The 21633-nt window shown below is 60.8% G+C and carries 21 protein-coding genes; 14 read left to right on the forward strand and 7 right to left on the reverse strand.

Annotated features, from left to right (window positions below; genetic code table 11):
• Window positions 1–49: 49 nt before the first annotated feature.
• Complete coding sequence (locus BB029_RS24090; RefSeq protein ID WP_065941063.1) at window positions 50–970, reverse strand: LysR family transcriptional regulator; 921 nt, start codon at window positions 968–970, stop codon at window positions 50–52.
• 179 nt (window positions 971–1149) lie between these two features.
• Between BB029_RS24090 and BB029_RS24095 the strand changes: the two genes are divergently transcribed.
• Window positions 1150–2055 (forward strand): TauD/TfdA family dioxygenase, encoded by a 906-nt coding sequence (locus BB029_RS24095; RefSeq protein ID WP_065941064.1) that lies wholly within the window; start codon window positions 1150–1152, stop codon window positions 2053–2055.
• A gap of 258 nt (window positions 2056–2313) precedes the next feature.
• Here the strand turns inward: BB029_RS24095 and BB029_RS24100 are convergent, their stop codons facing one another.
• Both BB029_RS24100 and BB029_RS24105 read right to left on the reverse strand, forming a co-directional pair.
• Window positions 2314–3921, reverse strand: a complete 1608-nt coding sequence (locus tag BB029_RS24100) for an alkaline phosphatase family protein (RefSeq protein ID WP_065941065.1) — start codon at window positions 3919–3921, stop codon at window positions 2314–2316.
• Window positions 3922–4021: 100 nt separating this feature from the next.
• Window positions 4022–4966 (reverse strand): LysR family transcriptional regulator, encoded by a 945-nt coding sequence (locus BB029_RS24105; RefSeq protein WP_065941066.1) that lies wholly within the window; start codon window positions 4964–4966, stop codon window positions 4022–4024.
• Window positions 4967–5121: 155 nt separating this feature from the next.
• Between BB029_RS24105 and BB029_RS24110 the strand changes: the two genes are divergently transcribed.
• Complete coding sequence (locus tag BB029_RS24110) at window positions 5122–7437, forward strand: TonB-dependent receptor (protein ID WP_065941067.1); 2316 nt, start codon at window positions 5122–5124, stop codon at window positions 7435–7437.
• Here BB029_RS24110 and BB029_RS24115 read toward each other — a convergent pair.
• The gene (locus tag BB029_RS24115; RefSeq protein WP_065941068.1) at window positions 7408–8595 is read right to left on the reverse strand and encodes a CynX/NimT family MFS transporter; all 1188 of its coding nucleotides are present in this window, start codon (window positions 8593–8595) and stop codon (window positions 7408–7410) included. The genes BB029_RS24110 and BB029_RS24115 overlap by 30 nt on opposite strands.
• A 108-nt stretch (window positions 8596–8703) precedes the next feature.
• Here BB029_RS24115 and BB029_RS24120 point away from each other — a divergent pair, with 108 nt between their 5' ends.
• From BB029_RS24120 to BB029_RS24135, 4 genes are all read left to right on the forward strand, one after another.
• Window positions 8704–9570 carry a LysR family transcriptional regulator gene (locus BB029_RS24120; RefSeq protein WP_065941143.1) on the forward strand — a complete coding sequence of 289 codons (867 nt, stop codon included), beginning with the start codon at window positions 8704–8706 and terminating at the stop codon, window positions 9568–9570.
• A gap of 224 nt (window positions 9571–9794) precedes the next feature.
• Entirely contained in the window at window positions 9795–10610 is an 816-nt protein-coding gene (locus BB029_RS24125) for an energy transducer TonB (RefSeq protein ID WP_012721645.1), read from the forward strand.
• Between the two features lie 54 nt (window positions 10611–10664).
• The gene (locus tag BB029_RS24130; RefSeq protein WP_027607855.1) at window positions 10665–11384 is read left to right on the forward strand and encodes a MotA/TolQ/ExbB proton channel family protein; all 720 of its coding nucleotides are present in this window, start codon (window positions 10665–10667) and stop codon (window positions 11382–11384) included.
• Between the two features lies 1 nt (window position 11385).
• A complete protein-coding gene (locus BB029_RS24135) occupies window positions 11386–11787 on the forward strand; it encodes a biopolymer transporter ExbD (protein ID WP_010565408.1) in 402 nt (133 codons plus the stop codon).
• A gap of 84 nt (window positions 11788–11871) precedes the next feature.
• Here the strand turns inward: BB029_RS24135 and BB029_RS24140 are convergent, their stop codons facing one another.
• The 3 genes from BB029_RS24140 to BB029_RS24150 are packed head-to-tail and all read right to left on the reverse strand — an operon-like array spanning window position 11872 to window position 14668.
• Window positions 11872–12819 (reverse strand): LysR substrate-binding domain-containing protein, encoded by a 948-nt coding sequence (locus tag BB029_RS24140; RefSeq protein WP_065941069.1) that lies wholly within the window; start codon window positions 12817–12819, stop codon window positions 11872–11874.
• Window positions 12819–13667, reverse strand: coding sequence for an EamA family transporter (locus BB029_RS24145; RefSeq protein WP_065941070.1), 849 nt, complete (start codon window positions 13665–13667; stop codon window positions 12819–12821). Before BB029_RS24145 ends, BB029_RS24140 begins: the two co-directional genes overlap by 1 nt.
• 53 nt (window positions 13668–13720) lie before the next feature.
• Complete coding sequence (locus BB029_RS24150; RefSeq protein WP_065941071.1) at window positions 13721–14668, reverse strand: TauD/TfdA family dioxygenase; 948 nt, start codon at window positions 14666–14668, stop codon at window positions 13721–13723.
• 459 nt (window positions 14669–15127) lie between these two features.
• Here BB029_RS24150 and BB029_RS24155 point away from each other — a divergent pair, with 459 nt between their 5' ends.
• The 8 genes from BB029_RS24155 to BB029_RS24190 all read left to right on the forward strand — a co-directional run bounded on the left by BB029_RS24155 (window position 15128) and on the right by BB029_RS24190 (window position 21438).
• Window positions 15128–15376 (forward strand): hypothetical protein, encoded by a 249-nt coding sequence (locus BB029_RS24155; protein ID WP_065941072.1) that lies wholly within the window; start codon window positions 15128–15130, stop codon window positions 15374–15376.
• A 142-nt stretch (window positions 15377–15518) separates the two neighbouring features.
• Complete coding sequence (locus tag BB029_RS24160) at window positions 15519–16100, forward strand: alpha/beta hydrolase (RefSeq protein ID WP_024072766.1); 582 nt, start codon at window positions 15519–15521, stop codon at window positions 16098–16100.
• A gap of 49 nt (window positions 16101–16149) precedes the next feature.
• Window positions 16150–17070 carry a sigma 54-interacting transcriptional regulator gene (locus tag BB029_RS24165; protein ID WP_065941073.1) on the forward strand — a complete coding sequence of 307 codons (921 nt, stop codon included), beginning with the start codon at window positions 16150–16152 and terminating at the stop codon, window positions 17068–17070.
• Between the two features lie 148 nt (window positions 17071–17218).
• The gene (locus tag BB029_RS24170; protein ID WP_027607851.1) at window positions 17219–18001 is read left to right on the forward strand and encodes a MetQ/NlpA family ABC transporter substrate-binding protein; all 783 of its coding nucleotides are present in this window, start codon (window positions 17219–17221) and stop codon (window positions 17999–18001) included.
• 510 nt (window positions 18002–18511) lie between these two features.
• Window positions 18512–19177 carry an amino acid ABC transporter permease gene (locus BB029_RS24175; protein ID WP_065941074.1) on the forward strand — a complete coding sequence of 222 codons (666 nt, stop codon included), beginning with the start codon at window positions 18512–18514 and terminating at the stop codon, window positions 19175–19177.
• Window positions 19158–19817 (forward strand): amino acid ABC transporter permease, encoded by a 660-nt coding sequence (locus BB029_RS24180; protein WP_065941075.1) that lies wholly within the window; start codon window positions 19158–19160, stop codon window positions 19815–19817. Before BB029_RS24175 ends, BB029_RS24180 begins: the two co-directional genes overlap by 20 nt.
• Window positions 19814–20590 carry an amino acid ABC transporter ATP-binding protein gene (locus tag BB029_RS24185; RefSeq protein ID WP_065941076.1) on the forward strand — a complete coding sequence of 259 codons (777 nt, stop codon included), beginning with the start codon at window positions 19814–19816 and terminating at the stop codon, window positions 20588–20590. Before BB029_RS24180 ends, BB029_RS24185 begins: the two co-directional genes overlap by 4 nt.
• Window positions 20587–21438 (forward strand): transporter substrate-binding domain-containing protein, encoded by an 852-nt coding sequence (locus BB029_RS24190; RefSeq protein WP_027607847.1) that lies wholly within the window; start codon window positions 20587–20589, stop codon window positions 21436–21438. Before BB029_RS24185 ends, BB029_RS24190 begins: the two co-directional genes overlap by 4 nt.
• Window positions 21439–21633: the final 195 nt, after the last annotated feature.

The raw sequence follows: 21633 nt of genomic DNA on the forward strand, positions 1-21633 counted from the left end.
GGTGGTGCCTGGGCTATCGCCATCGGGGGCTTGCCCCCGATGAGGCCCGTCAAACCGCCACGCTCACCTCCTGCCTGTCCACCTCCACCAGCGTCTCGATCATCGCCTTCGCCGCCGGCGACAACCGCGAACCGGTGCGGCTGACAATCCCGCAGCGGGCGCTCATGGTTTCCATGTTCTGCGGCAGGTTGCGCCAGTGCAGCAGCTTCAGCGTGCCCTGGGCGATGTCTTCGGCGAATGCCTCCTCGGTGCCCACGCCGATGGCATTGGACTGCAGCACGATCTTCACCAGCGCCGGGAAATGTTCGGTCTGGATGCTCGGGGAAAAATCCATGCGCCCGCTCAGGTTCGCCAACAGTTTGCGAATGCCCTGTGAGATCAGCGGCGCCGCCAGCGGGTAGTCGAACATGTCGTTGGTCGACAGGCTGTCCTTGGCCAGCAACGGGTGCCCCGGTCGGCAAAAAAATACCCCGCGCTTGGGGGTCAGCGCGCGGGTCTGGAAATTCGGGTCGGCTTCGAATTGGCGGATGTCGGCGATAAAGAATTCGATCTCTTCACGGCTCAGGGCACGGCTGAGTTTTTCCCAGTTATCCACCTGGAAACTGGTGCGGATTTTCGGGTGGGCGCTGATAAAGCGCGCCACCGCATCCGGCACCAGTTTCACCGCCGGTGCCGGGCCGCAGCCGAAGCGCAGGTCGCCGGCGTCGAGCTTGGTCATGCGCGTCACTTCACTGCTCAGCAACGCGGCGCCGTGCACCAGGGACAGGGCATGTTGCAGCACCACTTGGCCCTCCGGCGTGGGGCGCAGGTCCTTGTGGCCACGGTCGACCAACACGCAGCCGAACTCCTGTTCCAGCCCCTGGATGCTGCGGCTGAACGCCGGTTGGGTGATGCCCATGGCGTCTGCCGCACGCACGAAACTGCGGTGTTCGTTGAGGGCGATGAAGTAGCGCAGTTGGCGAAGATCCATATGCTTTCCCTGCATCTTAAAAATAGGTCGAAGGCATTTGCGACCACGGGAGCAGAGGTTTTAAATGCAAGCTCTTATTCCGTCAATGAAGCATTCGTTCATTTGCTAGACCTAAATTGCATATGGATAGAGCGTTGCCGGAAAGCGTCCCCATCAGCAGGCACAAGAGGGTCACCACCATGAGCAACGCCGCATTAGCTGTTCAACCCGTCGCCCAGGCGCTGGATATTCACCCGGTCGCCGGCCGCATCGGCGCCGAGATTCGCGGTATCACACTGTCCGGCGATCTGGATGCCGCCACGGTCGAAGCCATCCAGCAGGCGCTGGTGCAGTACAAGGTGATCTTCTTCCGTGAGCAGACTCACCTCGATGACCAGAGCCAGGAAGCCTTCGCCCATCTGCTCGGCGAGCCGATTGCCCACCCGACGGTGCCGGTGCGCGACGGCACGCGCTTCCTCATGGAGCTGGACGGCACCCGTGGGCAGCGCGCCAATTCCTGGCACACCGATGTGACCTTCGTCGATGCCTACCCGAAAGCCTCGGTGCTGCGTTCGGTGCTGGCGCCCAAATCCGGTGGCGACACGGTCTGGGCCAACACCTCAAGCGCCTACAACGACCTCAGCGTCGAACTGCGCGCCCTAGCGGATAACTTGTGGGCGGTGCACAGCAACGAATACGACTACGCCGCGCTCAAGCCGGATGTGTCGGCCGAGCGGCTTGAGGCATACCGCAAGGTGTTCACCTCGACGGTGTACGAGACCGAGCACCCGGTGGTGCGCGTGCATCCGGTCAGTGGCGAGAAAACCCTGCTGCTGGGGCACTTCGTCAAGCGCCTGAAAGGTTATTCCCAGGCGGACTCGACCCAGCTGTTCAACCTGCTGCAAAGCCACGTCACCCGCCTGGAAAACACCGTGCGCTGGCGCTGGAACACCGGCGACGTGGCGATCTGGGACAACCGCGCCACCCAGCATTACGCCGTCGACGACTACGGCACCCAGGAACGCATCGTGCGCCGGGTGACGCTCAAGGGCGATGTGCCGGTGGGCGTGCACGGGCAGCGCAGCCAGACCACCAAAGGTCTCTGATGTGGGAGGGGGCAAGCCCTGATGCCAGTCAGGCAAGGGTGAACACCGTACCCGTGGTGAGCGGGCTTGTCCCGCGCTGGGGTGCGAAGCGCCCCTGATGAAGACGAATGCGGTGTATCAGGCACTCCTCTGCGCCTGGTTCTGGGGCTGCTGCGCAGCCCAACGCGGGACAAGCCCGCTCACCACAGAGGTACCCGTTTGCTGCGCGACAACGCTACTTCGAAGAGGCAGTGGAGCCCCCAACATTCGATGTGTGGTTTACCACACGCCGATCTGCACCACTTTCTCCGCCTCCGGCTCACCATACCGAAACCGTTGGCCACGCAGATCGATCTCTGCGTGGCTGATGGTGGTGCGCCGCTTCAGCCCGCGCAGCCATTCGAACAGATACCCCAAATGGGTTTCGCGCACTTCGGCATAGGCCGGGTCGTTGCCCAGGTCGTGCAGTTCCTGCGGGTCGTTTTCCAGGTCGAACAGCTGTGGGCGAAAGCCGTCGTACGCCAGGTATTTCCAGCGGTCGCTGCGCACCATGGTCATCCGGCAACGGTCGATGGGTTGCGCCAGGCGTTCGCGGGCCGGGGCCTGGAAGGCGTAGTCGTACTCGGCGATGGCGTAGCGGCGCCAGTTGGTTTCCTGGCCGTGCAGCAGCGGGATCAGCGAGCGGCCCTCCAGGCGATGCTCGGCCGCTGGTAAACCCAGGGCGTCGAGGAAGGTCGGCAGCGCATCGATGGTTTCCACCAAGCGCGCGTCCACCGTGCCACGGCGGGTATCGGCGGCGGCGCGTGGGTCGCGCACGATCAGCGGAATGCCCACCGCAGGTTCCAGCAGAAATTCTTTTTCGCCGAGGAAGTGATCGCCGAGGAAATCGCCGTGGTCGCTGGTGAACACGATCAGGGTGTCGTCCCAACGGCCATTGCCTTGCAGGAAATCGAACAGGCGCCCGAGTTGGTCGTCGACCTGTTTGATCAAGCCCATGTAGGTGGGAATCACCGTGAGCCGTACCTCGTCACGGGAAAAATTCAGGCTCTCCTGGTGCTGGCGGAACGCCTGGTACACCGGGTGATCGCTGGTCTCCCCAGGCTGGATCGGTGCCTGGATATGCTCGGCGCCATACAGCGCGTGATACGGCGCCGGTGCGATGTAGGGCCAGTGTGGCTTGATATACGACAGGTGCAGGCACCACGGTTGTTCGGCCTGCTCACGGATAAAGTCGATCGCGCGGTCGGTGGTGTAGACGGTTTCCGAGTGTTCCTCTGCCACGCGCGCGGGCAGGCCTGCATTGCGCATGTGCCAACCGCTGAGCACTTCGCCGTTTTCACCGGCTGCCGCATTGGCCCATTCGTGCCACGGGTTGGCGCCACTGTAGCCCTGCTCGCGCAGGTAATGGGTGTAGGGCGCGGACTCGCGTTTATCCTCGAACAGCGGGCTGTCGGGGTAGATGCCGTCGTGACGCAGGTACGCCTCGAAGCCAACCTCGTTCAACGGCTCGGCCTGCTTGCTGTCAGGGTCGATATTCAGGCGTTGCAAGGCGTCCACATTGGGCGTGGCGTGGGTCTTGCCGACCAGCGCCGTGCGGATGCCGTGGGGGCGCAGGTAGTCGCCGAGGGTCAGTTCTTCCAGGGGCAACGGCACCGCGTTCCACGCCACCTGGTGGCTGCTGACGTAGCGCCCGGTATAGGCCGACATGCGCGAGGGCCCGCAGATGGTGCCCTGGGTGTAGGCGCGGCTGAAGCGCACACCGGCGGCAGCCAGGCGATCGATGTTCGGCGTGTGCAAGTGGGCGTGGCCGTAGCACGACAAGTAATCGCGGCGCAGTTGGTCGCACATGATGTACAGCACGTTGCGCACGGGTTTGGGGTGGGACATGGGGCTTCACCAGACGGAGGACAGGTGAGGTTTTTCGCCGTTCGGGCAGGGGGCTGGCAAGTGCATTTGGGGACTGGCTTTGATGCAGTGAATGCATGGCCTAGACCGCGACGTTCTCCAGCGCGCACACCTCTTCATCCAACTCATCGATCTGCTTGATCTGCTCGATCATCGCTTCGGCCAGCGGCGACAAGCGATACCCCGCACGGCTGACGATGCCGTAGCGGGTGTAACGCTCCTCCAGATCCTCCGCCAGACCCTCGATCGTCAAGCACACCAGTTCGCCCCGGGCCATGTGCAGCACGTCGCTGTTGGCGCTGACGATGCCGATGGCGTCGGAGCGCAGCACCACGCCCATCAGGCTATAGCCGTTCTCGCATTCGACATTGGGCAGGAAATCGGGCCGGCCGCTGAGGTCGACGATGACCTTGCGCAGGTTGGGCGGGCGGATGGTCACGGCCAGCGGGTAACTCATCAGCTCGGCGGCGCTTACGCTGCCACGCCCGGCCAGGGGGTGGCCGGCGCGGCAGCAAAAATACCAGCGGCGCGGGCGCAGGCGGTGAGTGTGATAGTCCGGGTTGGCCTCGAAGTGGCGGGTGTCGGCGACGAAAAACTCGAACTCTTCACTGAGCAGGCGTTTGCTCAGGCTTTGCCAGTCGTCCACCTGGTACTGCACCCGTGCCTTGGGGTAGCGCCCGATAAAACTGCCGATGGCGCGGGGGATCAAGCCGCCGGCCGGTGCCGGGCCGCAACCGAAGCGCAATTCTCCCGCCTCCAGGCCATTGAACTGGCTGATCTCATTGGCCAACTGCTGCGCACCGCTGACCAGGCGCCGGGCATGCTCCAGCAATACCTGGCCTTGTTTGGTCGGCGCCAGGTCTTTGCGGCCACGGTCAATCAGCTGGCAACCGGCGCTGTGTTCCAGGGCCTGGATACTGCGACTGAACGCCGATTGCGACAGGTTCACCGTCAACGCGGCGGCGACAAAACTGCGTTGTTCGGCAAGGGCGATGAAGTGACGAAGCTGGCGCAGATCGATATGCATTTTTCACATCAAAAATATCCGGGAAATGCATTGGCTATGCATTAGGTCGACTCCTTATAAAGGCTATCTCTTATGCAGTAAATGTTCGTAAAAACATAAATAAATAACCTAAAGGAATATCTCTCGATGGATATTTCCGGGTTCCGGAGCCGCTTATGAGTCTGTTGAAGTCCTTGCCCCTGGCCATTCTGGTGGCCGGCAGTTCCAGTTGGTCGCCGACCCAGGCCGCCGAAACACCCGCGCCGGTAAGCAAGGGCGAAAGCGCCGGCGGCGAGTTGGAGACGGTCACCGTCACCGCCCGGCGGCGCACCGAAAGCGCCCAGGCAGTGCCGACGCCCATGAGCGTGATCGGCGGGCAGGCCCTGGAGAGCCAGCGGGTGTATCGGATTCAGGATCTGCAGCAACTGGTGCCCAGCGTCAACGTCGCCTACATGCATGCGCGCCAGTCCAGCGTGTCGATCCGCGGGCTTGGCAACAACCCGGCCAGCGATGGCCTGGAAGGCAGCGTAGGGCTGTATATCGACAACGTGTATCTCGGGCGGCCGGGCATGGCGGTGTTCGACCTGATGGACATCGAGCAGCTTGAAGTCTTGCGCGGCCCGCAAGGCACCTTGTTCGGCAAAAACACCACCGCCGGGGTGATCAACATCAGCACGCGCGCGCCGAGTTTTACCCCGGAGCGCAGCATTGAAACCTCGCTGGGCGAGGATGGCTACTTCCAGACCAAGGGTACGATTTCCGGCCCGCTCACCGATGACCTGGCGGGGCGTTTCTCGGCCTATCGCACCCGCAGCGACGGCGACATCAAGAACGAATACAACGGCCATGACCTCAACGGCGGCTCGCGCCAGGGCTTTCGCGGGCAACTGCTGTACAAGCCCAGCGAGACCTTCAACCTGCGCTGGATCGGCGATTACAACGAAGAGGATTCCAGCGCCGGCACCCGTGTGCTGTACAGCACCGGGCCGACCATCAACGGCACCAACCTCTACCAGTCGCGGGCCAACGCGGCAGGCGCGACCCTGGTCGATGGCACCCACCGCAAGGTCAACCTGGACAGCGACCAGCACGTCACCGTGTTCCAGGGCGGTACGTCGCTGGAGGCCAACTGGACGTTGCCGAGTGATTTCACCCTGACCTCGGTCAGTTCCTATCGCTTCTGGAATTTCACCCCGCGTAACGACGACGGCCTTAACGTGCCGGCGTCGTATAACGCCGGGGTGTCGGTGGAAGATAAGCAGTGGTCCCAGGAATTCCGGCTGGCGTCGCCCACCGGCGGTTTCTTCGATTACGTGCTCGGTGCCTACTACTTCGGCAACTCGCTGGACAACAAATCCTTTTCCTATTACGGGCCCCAGGCCGACATCTGGAACGGCACGCCAGCCGGCGCATTGGCCAACGTCAGCAGCGTCGGCAACGGGCACATTCGCACCGACAGTTTTGCCTTGTTTGCCCAGGGCACCTGGCACTTCACCGAGCGCCTGGATTTCACCGCCGGCCTGCGTGGCACCTATGAAGAAAAAAGTGCCTGGGTCACGCGCAACGCTCCCCTTGGCGGTGCGGCGGTCACCGGTGCTGCCGCGACGGCTCGACGCGGCCGCGCGGGGGCGTACGATTCCGGCGACCTCACGCAATACAGCACCAGCCCCTCGGGTTTGCTCAACCTGAGCTACCGCTTTAACGAAAACCTGCTGGGCTACGCGACGCTGTCCCATGGCGAGAAGTCCGGCGGGGTCAACCTGGCGGTAGGCTCGGCACCGACGGCCGGGGCCGACTCGCTGTTGATCGGCACCGAGCGCGCCAATAACGCCGAACTGGGCTTCAAAAGCACCCTGTGGGACCGGCGGCTGCAGCTCAATGCCAACCTGTTCTGGACCCAGGTCAACGGCTACCAGACCAATGCCTATGACCAGGACAACCGTGTGCAGTACCTGACCAACGCCGGTTCGGTGCGCTCGCGGGGCGTCGAGGTGGAAAGCACCCTGGTGCCGATCAAGGGCCTGACGCTGAACCTCAACGGCTCGTTCAACGATGTGAGCTACCTGTCTTACAAAGATGCGCCGTGCCCGCCGGAAGTCAGTCTGCGCCCCGGTGCGCCGGCCTCCTGTGACCTGAGTGGGCACCAAGTGGTGGGGGCCTCGAAATGGATCGCCAACGCCAACGGCGAATACAAGTGGAACCTGGATAACGGCTTCGAACCCTACGTCACCGCCAGCTATGCCTTCCGCTCCAAGGCCGTGGGCACGGTAGAGGACTCCGACTATGGACAGATTCCTGCGTACGCCGTGGTCAACCTGTCCACCGGCCTGCGTGGCAACTATGAGCAAGGGCAGTGGGACGTGTCGTTATGGCTGAAAAACGCCTTCGACAAGACCTACTACACCACGCTGTGGACGGGGGGGAACGGCGGCTACGAAGGCCTGCTCGGTACGCCGCGTACGTTAGGAGTGACCGGGCGCTATGACTTCTAGCCCCGTGCGATAGGTGGCCGGGCTGAACACGCGCGTCACCACCAGCATCGCCACCGCCGTGACCGTCAGCACCACCCAGGCGCTGACAAAGTTGCCGGTCAGCCCGCGCAGCCAGCCGGTCAGCCATGGCGACACCGCATTGATCAAGAAGCCCACGCCTTGCACAAAGGCCGCCAGTTGCCCGGCCTGGCGTGGGTCGCGATGGTGGTCGAGGGTCAACAGCAGGCTCAGGGCGAAACATGCGCCCAGGCCGAAGCCGCACAACGCCACCCAGAGGTGCGGATATTCCTGCGGCGCGACGATCAGGCCGAGGTAACCCACGGTCTGGGCCAGCAGGGCGATGCCCAGCAGCGGCCGACGGTCGATACCGCGCTGCGCCAGCACCGGCATCAACAACGCGGCGAGCACCTGGAAGATGGTCATGAACGCCAGCAGCGAACCGCTGGGCAGCACGCCCCAACCCAGTTGCTGATAGTAGGCCGGCAGCCACGCCACCAGGCTCATGTAGCCGCAATTGACCAGGCCGAAATACAGCGCCAGCAACCAGGCGCGGCGATTGCGCAGGTCCTTGAAGGCCGGCACCACCTGTGGATTTCTGGCCGCGCCCAGGGGCAGCCAGGCCCATAGCAGCAAGGCACCCAACGCCGGCAGCAGCCACACCCCCAATCCCGCCTGCCATTCCTGGAAATGCGTGGCCACCATCGGGCTGAGCAGCGCTGCCAGCCCGCCGCCCGCCATCAGCGAAGCCGAGTACACACCCATCGCCACCGGCACGCGATGACGGAATTCGCGCTTGATCATCGCCGGCACCAAGGCCTGGATCAGCGCCACACCCGCACCGCCGAGCAACGCCGTGACCAGCAGCGCCGACGCCTGGCCCATCAGCCAGCGTGCCAGGCATGCCAGCAGGATCATCATCAGGCCCAGGGCGATGCCACGCCGTTCGCCGAGGCGGGCTTCCACGCGCACGCCCACCAGCGCCACCAGCCCCATGCATACCACCGGCAGGCTGGTCAGCAGGGCGCTGCTCTGGAAACTCAGGCCGGTGGCCTGGCGGATTTCGCCGAGCAACGGGCTGATGGAACTGAGGATCGGCCGCAGGTTCAGGCCGAGCACCACCAGCAGGCCCCAGCCGGCGAGGGATTTATTCAGGGTCATGCAACGCTCTTGCAGTCGGCAAATGAGGCGTGAGTATGGCCAGCACCGAAGGTATTCTGAAATTAAATATAACCATGCCAACCAGTGGCAAAGAGAATGGTGACGCTGATGTTCGATCCCGTGCTGTTGCGCAGCTTTGTCGCCGTGGTGGACTGCGGCAACTTCACCCGCGCCGCCGAGCGCCTGCACTTGACCCAGTCCACCGTGAGCCAGCAGATCCGCCGCCTGGAAGAGGCGGTGGCGTGCCAGTTGCTGGACCGCGACCAGCGCCGCGTGGTCGCCACCGCCGAGGGCGAACGCTTGCTGGCCTATGCGCGGCGCATCCTCGCGCTGCATGAAGAAGCCACCGATGTGTTGATCAACCAACAGAGCGACGGCGTGCTGCGCCTGGGGGTGCCGGAAGACTTTGCCGCCGAGCGCCTGATGCCGTTGCTGTCGGCATTTGTGCTGGCCTATCCACGGGTGCGCCTGGAGGTCACCAGCGGCCTGGGCCCCGAGTTGCAGCGTCAATACCGCAGTGGTGAATTCGACGTGTTGCTGGTCAAGCAGATGGGCAGCAGCGATGACTGCCTGGCGTCGTGGCCCGAGCCGCTGTGTTGGGTCGACAGCCGCAGCACGCCGTGCCTGGGGCGCGACCCTCTGCCGTTGGTGGCATTCCCGGTGGGCGGCCTGTACCGCAATGAAATGCTGCACCACCTGGAAGTGGGCGGCTGGCGCTGGCGTATCGGTTATTCCAGCGCCAGCCTGGCCAGCGTGTGTTCGGCGGTGGCGGCGGGGTTGGGTGTGAGTCTGTTGCCGCGACGGGTCGTGCAGCCAGGGCATGTGGAACTGGGGCCGGACAGCGGTTTGCCTGTGGTGCAAGGCGTGCGCCTGGCGTTGTATGCCCGTCATGGCCTGAGTGCTGCGGGGCAGTGCTTACAGGCCGAACTGTTCGATTTGTGCGCAAACAGCCCCGTTGAGCCATGCCTTAACTGAATATTTTGTATGCCTGAAAAGCATCAAAAAAAACCACCTCGGCGCCAGGCCACGCCGGCCGGGGCTTTGGTGTTTGCAGAGCATTCGTTTATTCAAATTTGATCTATCTATAACTTCAAAGATTACTTTAAGAGATAAGCGTCTGGCCCCGATGATTCAGCCCTCGACGGCCTTCCACGCAGGCCCGTCGGTTTTTCTGTTTCGAAACCGTAGGGAGTCAATCAATGGGCAATGTCCAGACCGCCGCCAGTGCACCCGAGGCGCAATGGCGCCAGGCACCGAGTGGTGAGTTGGTCGACCTTGGCCGGCCGCACCGCGCGCCGTTGGGGCAATTGCGAACGCAGCAAACCCCGAAGCGCTTCTCCAGTCGCCGCGAAGGGATCCTGCTCGGTTTGTTGGTACTGGCTCTGCACGGTGCAGTGATTTATTGGGTCAGCCAGAAACCCACGCCGGTGCTGCCGATTGTGCCGCCGGAAATTCCGCCGATGACCATCGAATTTTCCCAGCCGGCACCGCCCGTGGTGGAACCGCCACCGCCTGTGCCGCCACCACCGCCACCGCCTGTTGTCGAGCCACCGCCGCCGGTGGTGGATGAGCTGGCCGCCAAGCCGGCGCCGCCCAAGCCGATTCCAAAGCCCAAGCCCAAGCCGGTGCCAAAGCCTGAGCCCAAGCCCGCACCGAAACCGGTGGAGCAGGCGCCCACGCCACCGCAACCGGCGCCACCGGCCCCCGCGCCCGCTCCGCCCGCGCCAGCCCCGGTGACACCGGCTTCGGCCAACGCCGCGTACCTCAAGAACCCGGCGCCGGAGTACCCGTCACTGGCGCAGCGTCGCGGTTGGGAAGGCACGGTGTTGTTGCGGGTGCATGTACTGGCCAGCGGTAAGCCGGGCGAGATCCAGGTCCAGAAAAGCAGCGGTCGCCAGCAACTCGACGACGCCGCACTGACCGCCGTGAAGCGGTGGAGCTTCGTGCCGGCCAAGCAGGGCGATGTGGCCCAGGACGGCTGGGTCAGCGTACCGATCGACTTCAAGATTCACTAACTATTGCGCTGCGGTGTGCACCACACGCCGCGACTTGTACAGAGGGAAAACATCATGGCATTAGCATCTCCACTTGAATCCATCGAAAGCGCGGTGATCTGGCTGCTGGTGGTCTTTTCGGTCGCCACCTGGGGCCTGGCCCTGCTCAAGGGCGTGCAGTTCGGTCGCCTTAAAGCGCAGGATCGCAAGTTCCACAAACAGTTCTGGGCGGCGTCGAGCCTCGACTCGGCCGCCGAGTTGGCCGAAACCCAGCCTGGCGCCGCTGCCCGTGTGGCCCAGGCCGGTTACGCCGCGATCCAGGTCGGGGAAGCGCCGCACGCGGCCGACCTGAGCCAGGCGATCAACCACCAGGACCGCCTCGAGCGTGCCCTGCGCCAGCAGATCGTACGTGAACGCCGCTCCCTGGAAACCGGCCTGGCCGTGGTCGCCAGTATCGGCAGCACCTCGCCGTTTATCGGCCTGTTCGGCACGGTGTGGGGGATCATGGAAGCGCTCAAGGGCATCAGCGCCGCCGGCTCCGCCAGCCTTGAAACCGTGGCCGGCCCCATTGGTGCAGCCCTGGTCGCCACGGGAGTGGGGATCGCCGTCGCGGTGCCGGCGGTGCTGGTCTACAACTACTTCCTGCGTCGCCTCAAGCTCACGGCTGCCGACCTGGATGACTTTGCCCACGACTTCTACAGCCTGGCGCAGAAGAACTCTTTCCGTGTGCTGCTGCACCCGGCCCTGACTAAACATGCGCCGGGTAACCCGCAAAAAGTGAAGGAGGCATCCTGATATGGCCTTCTCCACGCAAGACAGTGATGAGGTACTGAGCGAGATCAACGTCACGCCGCTGGTGGACGTGATGCTGGTGCTGCTGGTGGTGTTTATCGTCACCGCGCCGCTGTTGACCAATGCGATCCCGATCAACCTGCCCAAGACCGAGGCCGTAGCCCCGGTGGAGCAGAAGGACCCGCTGGTGGTGAGCATCGACGGCGCCGGCAAACTGTTTATCAACAAGGACGAAATCCAGCCGGACCTGCTGGAATTCAACCTGCAGGCGGCCAAGGCCAAGGACCCCGATGTGCGGGTGCAACTGCAGGCTGACGATGGTGTGAACTACGGCGAAGTGGCGCGAGCCATGGCGTCTATCGAGCGCGCGGGGATTACCAAGCTGTCGGTGATTACCGCACGTTAGTTGCAAAAGCCTCGACAATTTTTTGGCCGTTTCCTTGGCAGGGTGCGGCCTTTTTTTTGCCTCCGTTTCAGTAACATCACACGATCAAAGTGCGCCAACCCCAGCGATTTGCGGATACCGGATTTCAACTTCTTGCTGAAACTTTCTAGCGCTCTCTTTAAGCCAGTCAATCAACCGAGCGATATCAGGTTCCGACTGCCGCCCATTCCTACAAATAACGTAGTACGCCGCCGGCGACATCATCAGCGGGCCGCCTAGTGTGACTAACGCACCTTCTTCCAACTGGTCATACACCAACGCTGTCCTGGCCAGCGCAATCCCGCCACCCTTCACCGCCAGACTGATTGCCAGGCTTGAGTCCGGAAAGCGCGGCCCATGGTGATAAGGCGCAGCTGCCACGCCCTGGAACGCAAACCAGCTTTCCCACCCTGGACACACTTGATCGTCCACACGGTGAATGAGTGGATACCGCGCGATATCCGTCAGCGAAATATCGCCATTCATGCGTTGAAACTCCGGTGAGCAAACCGGGAACACGGCATCGCGCATCAGAAGCTCGGCATGATGATCCGGGTAGTCGCCGTACCCCATCACAATCGCAACATCGAATTGATGGGCACCGAGATTGGCGCTATTCATATCCGCACTGGTCAATACCAGGTCGAGATTGAATGAAGCGTCGGTATGGGAACCATGCATTCTGGGGATTAGCCAGGTCGAACACAGGGACGAAGTGCACGAAAGATAAAGGGGCTGAGATTTGCGCGGATTCAGCGAGTGCAACACCGTCTCAAGGGTTTTGAAAAAATCATCGGTCACCGGCAACAAAGCCTGCCCGGCGGTTGTGAGGTTGACGCCCCGCGAATGGCGCTCGAACAACTGAACGCCCCACCACTCTTCCAGACCTGCGATCTGATGACTGATGGCACTGGCGGTGAGGCTCAACTCTGATGCTGCGCGGGCGAAACTGCCTGTTCGTGCAGCACTGACAAAGGCTTGCAGCATGGGTGTAGGTGGCGGACGTTGGCCCATCAGGTGCTCACTTTGATCAGGATGATCCCGCAAACAATGACGAACGCCGAAAGCATCCGCCGCCAGCCGAACCGCTCGTGAAAAAACAGCGCGGCAATAATGGCGCCGATAATAACACTGGTTTCCCGCAACGCTGAGACCTTGGCCACCGCATCCAGCGACAGCGCGAACAGCACCAGGCCGTAGGAAGCGAGGTAAAAAACGCCGCCCATTACGCCGACTTTCCAATGGTTGCGAATGGCCTCTGCGAATTCCAGACGTTTCTTGAAAAACGCCAGCGCCGGAATCGGAATGCTCTGGAATACCGTCAGATAGATGATGTATTGCAGCACCGTCTCACTGGCTCTGACACCTTTGGCATCCACCACTGTGTAGGACGCGATGAAAGCACCTGCGCACACCGCCATCAGAATTGGTTTGAACATACGCGCGGACATCCTGCGCACGAATGTCAGGCTGATAATGCCTACGCAAATCAGCAACACCCCCGCCATGGCATGAAACGATAGCTGCTCGTGCAGCAGGAAATAGGAAAACAGCGCGACTAAAACCGGTGGCACCCCGCGCATGACCGGGTAGACCTGCCCAAAGTCGCCGGTTTCATACGCTTTGATCAGAAACAATCGATAGGCCGTGTTGAGCACCACGGAAACCAGCACGTAGCCCCACACCTGCAGGCTTGGCGTATTCACCAGCGGCAACGCCGCCAGGCAGATCAGCAACGCCGTACCATCGACCATGGCCAAGGTCATGAAGCGACTGCTCCCCGCCCGGACGACCGCGTTCCAGGTGGCGTGCATGAAGGCGGAGATCAAAACAAGGGTGATCGCGATGTTGGAGTTGTCCATGGGGCTCGGCTTGTGATGGGAATATGAAGTTGTGCCTTATGGCCAGCGAGGGATCATCGTTTGCGCAACCACATTCGTAACATGTATCGATTGAGATCTTTCAAAGAGACTGCGTCATCAATCTCTAAGCGCGGAGCGCTCTTATCGATGAAATGCGTTCGGGTATGGAGAAACTTGTTGTCAGCTGAAATAAGAACCTGCCCTGGTTCAAGCAGCACTCGATGTTGAACTGACGATTGATCAAGGACTGTATCTAGAAAATCCAATGCATGTATTTGCGCCAGGGTTAATGGCGCTCCCGCTTTGATGTGGGCCGATTCGATATAGACGCGGAAGTACCTAATCAAAGGGATGCCCTCATTTGAAAAGCTCAAGATTGGCGCTCTGAATAATTGTTCTTCCTGCGCCATACCTCGATTTTCAAAATAGAAATCGCACTTAAGTTCTTCCAGTACCTCAGGGAATGCCATTAATTCAGCGTATACCGCACTTGCGTCTATCAGAATACTTTCGCCGCCGAGTAAGGCTTTCTGGCCACAAGCCAGAATCAAATAATCGATAGGGAGCGGATCGCTTACGCCATCGTTATGGACATATGCGCCCTGACGGGTCTGATGATATCTCGCACCTTCTTCAATGCTTTTACCTCCCCGGTCATACACCTCAATAACCCTATGGCCAAGATGGTTCTGCACCATTGGCGCTCCCAGCAAAGAGCCGAACGTCCATATCAAAGATTTGAAACCTGCAAGATCATCGACTTTAAATCCATCTAGGATAAGGACGTGTTTTTCGTGATCAACGATTTTTCGTATATTGCGCAGTTCTGCGCTGAGGGTCTGCGAGTGATGGGGGGCGATGTAAGCAGGCTTTGCATCGAATCGATTAGTTTGATCATCCGGTTCGGAGCTGGCTTTTGCGCTCAGTAGTTCGTTGAATGCGGTTTTAGAAAGCCTGACTTTAGAAATTTCGTGGTGGAAAGTACTTATATTTATATTCATTGCGATTATTTACGGGGTTGGTTGGAGTCAATATTTAACTAACCTCACCACTCTCCGGAAAAGCGAAAAGTCGTCAGCGGAGCCATAAAAAACCGTCATGGAAGATATTTCCTACAAGAAAGTTCATCAGGTGATCGATGCTGGCATTTCGTCATGATTTGTAAAGGGCCAGCAAGCCGTGTCCCTTTAAATTGCAGGACGTTTCCGAGACAATCCCCGCCGCCTTGTGACTGTTGGAATGGATGGCTAGTCTTCGGCCCGTCGCTGGTTTTCAGTGATCGGGTTTAGCAGCCTGAGTTCAATAGGCACACGGTTCGCATCCGCGTTTATGGTGGCTGTGCGTGGGGCACCCTCGGGTGCGCTGGTGTTCCTATTGGCCAGTCTGCTAACCCGCGTACAGCTGCCACCTATCGTTTAGCAGCGTTAGTGGTCGCTCCCGTGTTCAATAGGAGTTACACCATGACCAAAGCACTTCCCGACCCACCCGTTGACTGCCTTGTCGCCAACGAAAACCTCTGTTTCGAAGACGCCCAACTTTATATCGCTCCCCTGATCCACAGCGCATCGGCCACCGTATGGGACTGTTGTGAGCACCTGCAGCCGCACGACCGCGCGAAAGTCCATGCGGTGTGGCATTTGCTGGACATGGCCAAGACCGTGGTGGATCGCACCATCGACTGCATGCCTCGTACCAATCACGTCATCTGAAACCACTGCAAATTGAATGTGAAATCGAGTCAATGTGGGTTTGAGTTTTTGGTTATTAATAAATAGCTTCTTATTCCTTAACGAATATAACCCTCGTCCCTATACTGTCCTACAACGTTAAACGCTGCAGGAGGGCACACCCATGCACAGCGAGTTGATTCGTTATCTGATCGTGCCGGGCTGGCAAGGATCGCCAGAAGATCATTGGCAAAGTCACTGGCAGAACAGCCTGCCCAACAGCGCACGGGTGGAGCAGGCCGATTGGCTCACACCGCGCCGTGAAGATTGGGTCGCCGCGCTGGCCGAGGCGATCGCCGCCGACAGCACCCCGGTAATTCTGATCGCCCATAGCCTGGGCTGCATCACCGTGGCCCATTGGGCTGCCACCGCACCCGTGCAGTTCCTGCGGCAGGTGCGCGGTGCCTTGCTGGTGGCTCCGGCGGACGTCGAACGTCCGGCGTGCTCGCCTGCCCTGCGCAACTTTGCGCCGATCCCGACCGACCTGTTGCCGTTTCCCAGCCAGGTGGTCAGTTCCGATAACGACAGCGCCGTCAGCGCCCCCCGGGCCCTGGAGCTGGCGCGTAACTGGGGCGCCGAAGCCGGCATTCTGTCGGGGGCCGGGCATATCAATGTGAAGTCCGGTCACCAGCGCTGGGAGCAGGGGTTTGCCTACCTGTATCGCCTGCAAAGCCGCCTGGAGCATCACGCCCGGCGCACCGCCTGATATTTTTTCAACGCCCCGTCCCTGAGTGGATTTGGGGCGGGAGCCTGCCATGAGTCTGCATGAAACCTTTGGTCAGCCGCTGCTGACCTTCCCCGACGCCGAAAAAAGCCCGCTGAGCATCCGCGCCAAGGCGCTGGTGTTTGTCGACCCGCGCTCGCGCAAGCTGCGCGAAGACCTTGAAAATCTCGCCCCGCGCGCCTTGCCCGTATTGATTCGAGGCGAGACCGGCAGCGGTAAAGAATTGCTGGCGCGGCATATTCACCGGGGCAGCGACCGCTCCGGTTTGTTTGTCTCGGTCAATTGCGGCGCCATCAGCCCAACCTACGCCGACGCCGAGTTGTTTGGCTATGCCGCCGGCGCCCACAGCGGCGCGGCCAGCAGCCGGGCCGGGTGGTTTGGCTCGGCGAATGGCGGCACGTTGTATCTGGATGAGATCGGCGACTTGCCGCTGCCGATCCAGGTGAAACTGCTGGCGGCCCTGGAAAACCATGAAGTCACCCGCGTGGGCGCCCACCAGCCGAGCCCGGTGGACGTGCGCTTGGTGGCCGCCACCAGCATCGACCTGGCCCAGGCCGTGGCCGCCGGCAAGTTTCATGAGCGGCTGTTCCATTACCTGAGCGAAGGCCAGTTGGATCTGCCGGCATTGCGTGAGCGGGTGGGGGACATCCTGTCGTTGGCCGAATACTTCCTCGGCATCTACAGCCAGCGCCTGGACCTGCCGGTGCCGTTGATCAGCGACGCCGCCCAGCGCGTACTGGAACACCACAGCTGGCCGGGTAATACCCGCGAGCTGGAGAACGTCATCCACTTCGCCTTGCTGGTGAGCAGCGGCGACGAAATTCTGCCCGAACACCTGAACCTGCCGGTGGCGGGGTCGCCCTTGGAGCAAGTGCAGCGCATCTTCGCCAATGCCAGCCCGGCTGAGCAGGAAACCTTGCGCAGCTTTCTACGCGAACAAGCAGCTACATGAGCAAAATGGAATATCAACGTGAATAAAAGATATTGTTCGGGAATAAAAAATCTAGGTATTGTCCATTCCACGCCGCGATAGCACTTCGCTGGCACACCACCTAAAAACGGTCGTCAGAGACGCCCCGGAATTCCGATAAGGACACTGCATGAAAAAGGTTCTGTTGTTTACCGCATTGGCGGCTGCCCTGACTGCAAGCTTCGCCCAGGCCAACGAGAAACTGGTGGTGGCCGCCACCCCGATCCCGCACGCCGAGATCCTCGAACTGGTCAAGCCAACCCTCGCCAAAGAAGGCGTGGACCTGGAAATCAAAGTTTTCACCGACTACGTACAGCCAAACGTACAGGTTGCCGAGAAGCGCCTGGACGCCAACTACTTCCAGACCCTGCCGTACCTGGAAAACTTCAACAAGGGCAAGGGCACCAACCTGGTCACCGTGGTTGGCGTGCACGTTGAACCCTTCGGCGGTTACTCGAAAAAGATCAAGAATATTTCCGAGCTCAAGGATGGCGCCACCGTGGCCATCCCGAACGAAGGCTCCAACAGCGGCCGCGCCCTGTTGCTGCTGCAGAAAGCCGGCGTGATCACCCTGAAAGACCCGACCAACGCCCTGGCCACGCCGAAAGACATCGCCAGCAACCCGAAGAACCTGAAGTTCAAGGAGCTGGAATCGGCCCTGCTGCCACGGGTGCTGGACCAGGTTGACCTGGACTTGATCAACACCAACTACGCCCTGGAAGCAGGCTTGAACCCAGCCAAGGACGCGCTGATCATCGAAGATGCCAAGTCGCCGTACGTGAACTTCCTGGTGGCGCGCCCGGACAACAAGGACAGCGACGCTATCCAGAAACTGTCCAAGGCCCTGACCAGCCCGGAAGTCAAAGCCTTCATCGAGAAGAAGTACAACGGCGCAGTCGTGCCCGCGTTCTGATGTAAGCCAAAACCCCCTTCAAGGTTTCAACGCCGACGGCTCACATAGCGTCGGCGTTTTTTATGTGTGGAATCTGGAATGCAATCAAAATGTGGGAGGGGGCTTGCCCCCGATAGCAGTGGTTCAGTCAATGCATCTGTGACTGACATACCGCTATCGGGGGCAAGCCCCCTCCCACATTTGATCTTCATCTCACAGTGGATTTTCAGCGTATCAGAGCGCGCGGCTATTGATCGCCCTGCGCAACGCCACCAACCATTTCACCAGCTCCTGCGGATCAATCGGTTTCGCTTTGTTCATTGTTCATTCCCTCGAAACACAGACCCCTCAACCATAGCTGCCACCCGCCAACCCCGCGAATCCCCAGGTTATCTTTTTGGGTGATATCAATATGCTATTTCGGTATTTAAATTTTACTTTTTATACCTTTAAAGTTCGCGCTACCCGGCGTTACCCACGCCGGATCGGACGGCGCTCGCCGCATTACCCCTGCGGCGTCATGGACTCACAATGACCTTCGATTTCGCTTTTATCCTCAGCACCCTGCCGGCGTTTTTGAACGCCGTGGGCGTCACGCTGCAAGTGGGCCTGATCGCCATTGCCACCTCGTTGCTGGTGGCGCTGATCAACGCTGCACTGCTGGTGTTTCGCACGCCGTACCTGTCGCGCCTGGTGGCGCTCTATGTGGAACTGGCGCGCAATACACCGCTGCTGATCCAGCTGTTCTTCGTGTACTTCGCCTTGCCGGCCCTGGGTTTGAATATCTCCGGGTTCTGGGCGGCGATCATCACCATGACGTTCCTAGGCGGTGCCTACCTCACCGAAGTGCTGCGCGCCGGTGTGGAAGCGGTGCCGCTGGCGCAGATCGAGTCGGGCAAGTCCATCGGCCTGTCGGACTGGCAACTGCTGCGCCATGTGATCCTGCCCCAGGCCGGCATCCTCAGCCTGCCGGCGTTGTTCGCCAACTTCATCTTCCTGCTCAAGGAAACCACCGTGGTCTCTGCCGTGGCGGTGCCGGAGATTCTCTACACCACCAAGAGCTACATCGCCCTCTACTACAAGACCTACGAAATGCTCGCCGTGCTGACGCTGATTTGCGTGCTGCTGTTCTTGCCGCTGTCGCTGCTGCTCAGCCGCCTGGAAAGGAGGCTCCAGCATGGCCAGTTCGGGTCTTGAGTTGTTGTGGGTGTCGTTGCCGCAACTGGGCAAGGGCGCTGCACAAACCCTGTCGATTTCGTTGTTGAGCATCGCCTTCAGTACGGTCGGCGGCGTGTTGTATGGCGTGCTGCGCACCTTGAACAACAGGCTGGTCAACGCGGTGCTGCGGGTTTACCTGGAGCTGTTCCGGGCGATTCCGGTGCTGGTGTGGTTGTACCTGCTGTTCTTTGGCCTGCCGATCTTCTTTGGCCTGAGCATCCCCAGCTTCTGGTGCGCGGTGCTGGTGTTGTCGCTGTGGGGCGCCAGCGAAGTGGGCGAAGTGGTACGCGGCGCGTTGCATTCGCTGCCCCGCGGCCAGCGCGAAGCGGGCCTGTCGATTGGCTTGTCCGACCCGCAGTTGTACGGCTACGTGTTGCTGCCCCAGGCCCTCAAGCGCATGACCCCGCCGACCATCAACGTCTACACGCGCATCATCAAGACCAGTTCCCTGGCGGTGCTGATCGGTGTGGTGGACGTGATCAAGGTCGGCCAGCAAATTATCGAGCGCACCTATGAGTCGGTGTTGATCTACGGCGTGCTGTTCCTGTTTTTCTTCTTTATCTGCTACCCGTTGTCGGCCGCCTCCAAGGTGCTGGAACGGCGCTGGGCCCAAGCATGAGCGCATTGATCGAGTTCCAGGGTTTCAACAAATTCTTCGGCGACCAGCAGGTGCTCAAGGGCATCGACCTGAGTGTGCAAAGCGGCGAAGTGGTGGTGATCCTCGGCCCCAGCGGCTGCGGCAAAAGCACCTTGCTGCGCTGCCTCAACGGCCTGGAAGTGGCCCATAGCGGCAGCCTGCGGTTTGCCGGCAAAGAGTTGTTGGATAAAACCACCGACTGGCGCCAGGTGCGCCAAGACGTGGGCATGGTGTTCCAGAGCTACCACCTGTTCCCGCATATGAGCGTGCTCGACAACATCCTGCTCGGCCCGCTGAAAGTGCAAAAGCGCGAGCCGCGCGAAGCCCGCGCGCAGGCCGAGAAACTGCTGGCGCGCGTCGGCCTGGCGGACAAGCGCGACGCCTTCCCGCGCCAGCTCTCCGGCGGCCAGCAGCAACGCATCGCCATCGTCCGTTCGCTGTGCATGAACCCCCAGGTCATGCTGTTTGACGAAGTCACCGCCGCCCTCGACCCGGAGATGGTCAAGGAGGTGCTGGAGGTGATCCAGGGCCTGGCCCGCGATGGCATGACCCTGCTGATCGTCACCCACGAAATGGCCTTCGCCCGCGCCGTCGCCGACCGCGTGGTGTTTATGGAGGCCGGGCGCATCCTCGAACACAACACCCCCGAAGAATTCTTTACGAACCCGCAAACCGCACGCGCGCAGCAGTTCCTGGAGAAGTTCTCCTTTGTCTCAACACTGCCCAAGAAAACCAAGGAACTGGAGCTGCTATGAAAAAGTTACTGCTGCCACTGTTGGCCGTCGCCTTACTGGCCGGCTGCGATAAAAAGGCCGAAGAGCCTGCTAAACCTGCTGCCGCCGTGAGCTACCTCGACAAGATCAAGGCGCGCGACAAGCTGATCGTCGGCGTGTTTACCGACAAGCCACCATTTGGCTTCGTCAACGAAGCGGGCCGCTATGTCGGTTTCGATACCGACATCGGCCGCCAATTCGCCAAGGACCTGTTGGGCGATGAGAACAAAGTCGAATTCGTCGCCGTCGAGCCGGCCAGCCGTATTCCGTTCCTGCAAAGCGACAAGGTCGACCTGATCCTCGCCAACATGACCGTGACGCCCGAGCGCAAGGAAGCAGTGGACTTCACCAACCCCAACCTGAAAGTCGCGGTGCAGGCTTTGGTGCCCCAGGACAGCGCGGTGAAAAGCCTGGATGACCTGGCCACCCGCACCACCATCGTCACCACCGGTACCACTGCCGATATCTGGCTGACCAAGAACCACCCGGACTGGAAACTGCTGAAGTTCGAGAAAAACTCCGAGTCGCTGCAAGCGCTGTCGGCCGGGCGTGGCGATGCTTATGCGCAAGACAACCTGGTGCTGTTCAGCTGGGCCAAGCAGAACCCGGGCTACCGCGTGCTGGAACAGAAACTCGGTGACGAAGCGCCCATCGCCCCGGCGGTGAAGAAGGGCAATATCGAACTGCGTGACTGGGTGAATGCCGAGTTGGCGAAGCTGGGTGAGGAGAAATTCCTGCTCAAGCTCTACGACCAATATGTGCGCAAGGAGCTGAGCGATGACACCAAGCCTGAGAGCGTGATCGTTGAAGGCGGGAAGTGGCAGGGCTAGTTCTGCGCTGACTGTTATGCCGATATCGGGAGCAAGCTCCCTCCCACATTTGAATGTATTCACACGTCACATGTGCGAGAGGACTTGCCCCCGATGAGGCCGATGAACTCACCTCAATACGCCTTCCCCATGCAGATAAGGAACCCTGAACTAAGCTCACAGTCGCATACACACTGGCACATCGCATCGCGCACA

Origin of the sequence: Pseudomonas sp. S3E12 (assembly GCF_001702295.1) — a bacterium.
GTDB classification, from domain to species: domain Bacteria; phylum Pseudomonadota; class Gammaproteobacteria; order Pseudomonadales; family Pseudomonadaceae; genus Aquipseudomonas; species Aquipseudomonas marginalis.